The organism is Solidesulfovibrio sp., from assembly GCF_029978005.1.
GTDB lineage: Bacteria > Desulfobacterota > Desulfovibrionia > Desulfovibrionales > Desulfovibrionaceae > Solidesulfovibrio.
Window position 1 is genome coordinate 1 of the sequence record NZ_JARKOZ010000019.1, and the last position, 6,385, is coordinate 6,385.

Consider the following 6,385-nt stretch of genomic DNA (forward strand, 5'->3'; position numbering starts at 1 on the left):
GAAAAGCGGTGGCGGCCATGGTGCTGCCCCGCTTCATGTTTCATCTAAAGTCGATAAGACTTTAGAGATCGCCAGCAGGGTGATTGGCGGCGGATCAGCTGCCGCACCCGATGACGGCGAGGATGCAAACATTGCATGCGATGCTTTGTTTGCTGCGGGCGTGGCGGCGCCTAAGCGCGCTGCCCGCCGCAAGCCTGAGGATAGGGCGGCCGCTATAGCCGCCCTGCCTCTCGCTGGCCAGGCGATTAGTTCGCCGGCCGGATGCTCGCCTGGCGCGGCGTCAGCGCCCATTGTGGTTGACATTGAGGCGGTCGCCGCGCCGGCAGCACAGCTGCAGCCTTCCGGCGGGGTGGTTGCTGTCCAGCACCCCGCCGCCGATGCATCTGCGCTGGCTGCCCCTGTGTTGCGCAGCGTCGCCGAGCTCGGAGTGGGCTATGCCCCTCCACCGAGCACGGCCTTCGCGGCGCCGTGCCACCCGTCTGGCGCGGCCTCCTTGACGGGGGCCGCTGCGGCGGCCGTGGCGTCGGCCCGCGAGGTCGGCCATAGCGTGGGCGCCGCATTTGCGGACGCCCTCGCGCAGCGCTTCGCAGCGCTCCCGCTCGCGCCTCAGGCGGCTTCGGCTGCCGGCTCCGCGGGAAGCGCGCCAGCTCCCGTCGCGCCTGCTGCCCCCATGGTGGCGGCACCGCCGGGACCGGCCGCTGCAGCGCCCGACCCCTTCGCGAATCTTCCCAAGATTCGCGTGCTGACCTTTGAGGAGGTCAAGGCACGCGCGAGGGAGATCGCGGCGAAGGAGGAACGGGCGCGCAGTGTGCGGCGCTCGTCGCCCCCAGGGCGACTGGTCGACGACGACACATCGTCCACGTCGGCCGCCTCTTCGGCGCCTGAGAAGGACGCCGAGACGGCTGGCGACGGCGAGGATGAGCTCTATGCTGAGCTCAACGCACCTCGCAAGGAGTCGTCGTTCATCGACTTGACGGACCCATCGGATGGCGAGCAGGCGCATGCCCCTGTGGGGGCGGTGCCGCGGCCTCCGCCGCGGGCGTCGTTGCCGCAGGCACCCCTGCCGGCGATTCCCCGCGTCCCATGGGCACCCATACTTGCCGCCCCAGCAGGGCAAGCGGCGGCGACCGTGGCGTCGGTGTTTGGTGGCGCCGCGCGGGCTGCGCAGGCGACGGGCATGGCGTCATCGATGCCGCCGCCGCCGCCCTTCCCGGCTCTCGGCCGCGAGGAGCAGCTGCGTGCTGCCCTCGATTTGGCCCACGGGCGCCAAATGCCGTTCCCGCGGCCGCCCGACTGCTTTGCGGCGCTCACGCCGGGCGGCCGCATGGCGGTGTCGCGCCTGCCCATCTCCGTGTCGGCGAAGGAGAGCCTGCGGGCTCTCTTCCCTCGCCGCGAGTGGGACGTGGAGCTGCCCCTGCATTTGCCGCCGGAGGGCTCGCACCTCCTGGCGGGCGGGCCGTCGCGCCTGCAGGGCATGGCCGGGGCCGACGTCGATGCGCTGCTGACGGATGCCGTCGAGCAGCTCGGCCTCCTGCGCTCGGCGCTCTGGTCGCTGCTGGAGACCACCACCCCGCTGGTGAGTGACCCGGCGACCCAGCGCGTCGTGGTGATGACGGCGCAGGCCATCGTCACCCTGCAGGAGGCCATCACGACGCGCTTTGAGGCCCAGAGGAGGCTGCTCTGGGGCCCGCTCTACAAGGCGGGCGAGGCCCTGGCCCTGGACGAGCAGGGCCGTTCCGTGATCGATCAGCACTCGCTGTTCGACCGCGATGAGACGCGCCTGCTGGCCGCGAATGATGCCGCCTTCTCAAACCGCCTTGCGCTGCTGGCGGGGGCGGGCGCAGCCAGAGCGTCGCTCCCGCGGAAGCATGGCCGGGACACCCAGGCGGGTGTCTCGAGGGCCGGCGGCGCGCCCCCACCGGCTGCGTCCTCAGCGGTTGAGGCGGCCACGTCGGCTGCCCCTGCTTCCTCCTCGGCATTCCATCGCTGGCGCTCGCCGTCGCCCGCGCGGTCGGCGCGCCACCGCCTGCGTTCGGCGTCGCCGCTGCGGCGCGCGGCGAGCATGGCGCAGGCGTCGAACCGCTTCGAGGCGCGCAAGGGGGCTGCCGCGCCGCAGGCGGCCGCGAAGGAGGCGCGGCCACGCCGTCGGCAACACCGAGCCGGAGTAAAGCACAGTAAGCTTTTCCGGGGTGGTGTGCCCAATAGCAGCGCTGGTGAACGCTATCCCCTCGTGCGATGTGAGACGAAAGAAGACTTTTTTCGTTCCATACCCGCGCAGGCTCGCGGCATGCATCGCGGAGTGGGAGAGGCTGCCGGGCGGGGACACCGCATGGGCGGTCGGAGTGATCCGAGACGGCCTCCGTCTCGATCTCCACTCGCCGCTGCCCTCGTCGCCCGCGTCCGTGGCAGAGCCGTCGCAGCGCTTGAGCGCCGCTTCGGCCGCCCTCATCGACGCCGAGGTGGCGGACCTGCTGGCGACGGGGGCCGTGCAGCCGATGGCGGCGCACGAGGTGCGCCTCAGGCAGAACGTCTTCCTGGTGCCCAAGAAGGACGGGTCGAAGCGCCCCGTCCTCGACTGCCGCCCGCTCAACGCGGTGCTGCGGTCGCGCCGATTCAAGATGGAAGGCATTCGCACGCTGCGCGCGCTCGTGCGCCGCGGCGATTACTTCACGAAGGTCGACCTGAAGTCGGCCTATCACCACGTCCCGATGGCCCCCGAGGCGTCCCGGCTGCTGGCGTTCCGCTGGCGCGCCCAGGACTACGCCTTCCGCTCGCTGCCCTTCGGCGTCTCCATCGCGCCGTGGGCCTTCTCGCGGCTGATGAAGGTCGTCGCTGGGGCCATGCGCGAGCAGGGCATCCGCGTCATCGTCTACTTGGACGATCTGCTGTTCCTGTCGCGCACGCGCGCGCTGGCGCAGCGCGACATCGCCAGGGCCGTCGAGCTTCTGCAGCGCCTCGGCTTCTGCCTGAAGGCGGAGAAGTGCACGCTCGTGCCGACGCAGGTCATCGAGTTCCTGGGCTTCTCGGTGAACTCGCGCGCCCTCACACTGGGCCTGACGCGCACCCGCGCCCGCGGTCTGCGCGAGCAGGCGCGCGACGCGTTGAGCCGCCCCAGGCGCCTCTGGCGCGCCAGGGACCTGGCAGCCCTCATCGGCCGCCTCAACGCGACCAGCGCCGCGGTGGTGCCGGCGCGCATGCGCCTCTTCCACCTCAACCGCGACAAGGACCGCTTCCGGCGGATGGCCAAGTCGTGGGGCGGAAGAGGCTGCCTGTCGACGGGCGCCCTGCGCGAGTTGAGGTGGTGGTGCGGCACTCTGGAGAAGAGGCCGCACTGCTCCCTGACGCGCTCGCGCCCCGCGTTCACCCTCACCACGGACTCGAGCCTGTTCGGGTGGGGAGCAACGCTGGAGGGCAGCGGCCAGACGGAGGCGACCAGAGGCTTCTGGCCTCTGCAGATTGCCCTGGGCGGCCCCGGCAGCCTGCCGCGCAGCATCCAGCAGACGCACATCAATGTGCTCGAGATGCGTGCGGGCCTGAACGCGCTCAGGGCGTGGCGCGCGCGGCTGGCGGGCAAGACTGTGCGCTGGTGCTGCGACAACACAGCGACGGTGTTCTGTGTGGCGAGGTGGGGCTCCCACTCGCCGGCCCTGACCAAGATGTTGCTGCGGCTCTGGTGCTTCTGCGAGGAAGCGCGCATCCGCCTGCAGATCGTGCACCTGCCGGGCGTGCGCAACTCGACGGCGGACACGCTGTCCCGCGTGGTCTACGACCCGTGGGACTGGAAGCTGGCGCCCGCGCTCTTTCGCAGAGTGACGGCGGCGCTGAACTTCCTCCCGACCGTGGACGCCTTCGCGACGGCGCAGAACACCCAACTCAGGCGCTTCTGGTGCCTGATGCCTCAGCCCGGGGCGACGGCGGTCGACGCCCTTGCCCAGGACTGGGCGCGGGAGAGGGTGTGGGCGAACCCGCCCTTCAACCAGATCGCCGCAGTGCTGCACCTGCTGCAGACCCAGCGCACGACGGCGCTGCTGGTGGTGCCCGAGTGGAAGGCCCAGCCGTGGTGGCCTCTGCTCCAGGCGATGCTGATCAAGCGACCCATTGCCCTGCCTCGGCGCAAGGGGACCTTCCTTCCGGGCTTCGGCGGGAACACGCTGCCCTGGGACACGAACAAGTGGCGGGCGCTGGCCTGCCTCGTGTCGGGCCACCCGAAGGCGGTGATGGCAGCGCAGCGCCGCCCCCATGGGCCTCGGTCGGCCTCCCAGGGGGCGACCGCGTGGATCCCGCGGACGCTCAGATGAGCAGCGGCGGTGCTGGGGTGTCGTCGTCCCAGCGCTGCCCCTCCTCGGCTCCGTCGCAGGCTGATGCTGCGATGGCCGCCATCGGCGAGGACCCCTCGGGCGGGCTTCTCGGCCGTGAGGGCGGCCAGGCCGAGGAGTTGCTCTGCGTCCAGCTCGACGATCTCAACGATGCGGAGACCTTCCGGCGTCTCTTCCCCGACTTCTATCCGGTCTTCATGCCGGAGGGCCTGTCGGATGACGCCGCGAAGACCGTGTCGCTGGCTTGGGCCGGCTCCACGCGGAGGCAGTTCGAGCGCGCATGGGCGCTCTGGACGGGCTTCTGCGAGAGCCACCACCTCGACCCCATCAGGGACGCCTCTGGGGTCACCGTGGTCAACTGGCTGGCGGCCGAAGCGCGCATGAACTCATTCCAGGCGAGCTGGTTCGAGCATTGCGCGTCGGCGGTCTCGACGCGCCTCGCCTTGATCCGGCGAGAGCGCATCGGCCAGGACCCGCTGGTCTGCTCCTTCCTGACGGCGCTCAGGAAGGAGCGGCCCAACAGGCCCAAGTATGCGGTGACGTTCGACGTCAGCATCCTGCGCGACCATTTTGTGTCGCAGCCTGCCCTGGGCGTGACCCCGCGTGGGGATCTCGCCGGCAGGCTGGGGTGCTTGCTGTACCTCCACGGGATGCGTGGCGCGGACATGCAAGGCATCTTGGTGAGCGAGTCGAGGTTCGATCGCACGGACCATGTCCTGCAGATCGCCTCGCGCCACACCAAGGAGACTCGGGGGACCGAGGTTGTCCCGCAGCCGGTGCCTGGCGTGCCCGACGAGCCGCGGCTGTGCGCGCACTGCATAGCCAACGAGCTCCTCGCCCGCGGCCGTCGGTCGCCCAGGGTGGCCCTGGGCATGGCGGCGTCCGACGCGCTGTTCTTCAGCGCCGTCGACGGCGCGCGACTGACGACGGAGCGCATCAGCAACCTCATCAAGGCAGTCATGAGGGCAGCCGGCGTGCCCGACGAGTTCCGCCCCCACGCGCTGCGCAGCGCGGGGGCCACTCGCTTCCTGCAGCTCGGCTATACCGACGCTGAGGTTCGCCGCATGTTTCGCTGGTCCGAGTCGTCGATGACCATGACGAAACATTACAACCGCCTCTCCACGGAGCGCATGGCCTTGTTTGGGCCGCGCGTGCGCTAGACCGGGCGTGTCCGCCCCATGCGCATGCGCAGGCGCCGCACCGTGGATGTGGCGGCCACTCATGACGAATTCATCATTTATTGGAATAAAGGAGAGCAAAATGGAAGAGTCGTGAATGAGTCCGAGCCCATTAGGGCGACGGACTCGTGTAACGACTCGTTAATGTAAGCTCTCCTTTATTCCAATACTTCCCTCCCTCGCCACCCTCGGCGAACCTGGTGTCATATGGCATGCCGGCACGGTCGGAGTCCGTGCATGGTGCTGGCGGGTCGGTGTCCCTGTTGCTGTTGTGTGGCGTTGCCCACTGCCATCCGGCGCGGTTGCGGCGGCTGTGGTGGCGGGTGAGGCTGTGCCCCGTTGGTTGATGCCTTGGCGGGACTCCGCCGGCGGCGTGCGTGCTGGTGTTCAACGCCCAGGGGGGGTTTCTTGCACGGCCTTCCCCTCCATTTTTTCCCCCGCGCTGGGCGCCCCTGGCCCTCCGCGTGGTTTTTCGGGCCGACCGTGCAGCATGCTCGCCGCCGCAGTCCTGCCGATGCGGCGTCCGCGCTGGCCGCGCTTCTGGGTTCAAAAAACCCGGGAGCAGCAGGCTGCACTTGCCAACGTCTGACCGGGTGTATATAAAGAATTAATCCCGGTGTTGTGACGTTTGAGAAATATAGTTCCGGGTTATCATTTATTGGAATAAAGGAGAGCTTACATTAACGAGTCGTTACACAACAACAAGCACCCCTAGTGACGCTTCTCACGACGCGAGCGGCCCTTCTGCTCCATCCCATGGCCATACCAGGCCCGCGTCGGCTTCTCACCGCGCTGACGCATGGCAGCCAGATAGCGCTTCACTTCAGGGGCCCAATGACTGTCGGCGAGCCTAACATTCTCGTCGACGCCACTTGCGTAGCCCAACCAGTC

The 6,385-nt window shown here is 69.2% G+C and carries 3 protein-coding genes; 2 read left to right on the forward strand and 1 reads right to left on the reverse strand.

Annotated elements, in window-relative coordinates; translation table 11 throughout:
* Positions 1-2,213 precede the first annotated feature (2,213 nt).
* Positions 2,214-4,298: a reverse transcriptase domain-containing protein gene (locus Q1K70_RS02130; RefSeq protein WP_300155095.1), complete on the forward strand. Its 2,085-nt coding sequence runs from the start codon at positions 2,214-2,216 to the stop codon at positions 4,296-4,298.
* A 71-nt stretch (positions 4,299-4,369) separates the two neighbouring features.
* A complete protein-coding gene (locus Q1K70_RS02135; protein WP_300155098.1) occupies positions 4,370-5,476 on the forward strand; it encodes a tyrosine-type recombinase/integrase in 1,107 nt (368 codons plus the stop codon).
* Positions 5,477-6,205: 729 nt separating this feature from the next.
* On the opposite strand, the gene Q1K70_RS02140 is transcribed toward Q1K70_RS02135, so the two are convergent.
* On the reverse strand, positions 6,206-6,385 hold a 180-nt coding region (locus Q1K70_RS02140; protein ID WP_300155101.1), incomplete at its 5' end, for a hypothetical protein.

Excerpts from the sequence above, each read along its gene's own strand:
- Q1K70_RS02135 (WP_300155098.1), top strand. The coding sequence starts at position 4,370 with ATGGCCGCCATCGGCGAGGACCCCTCGGGCGGGCTTCTCGGCCGTGAG.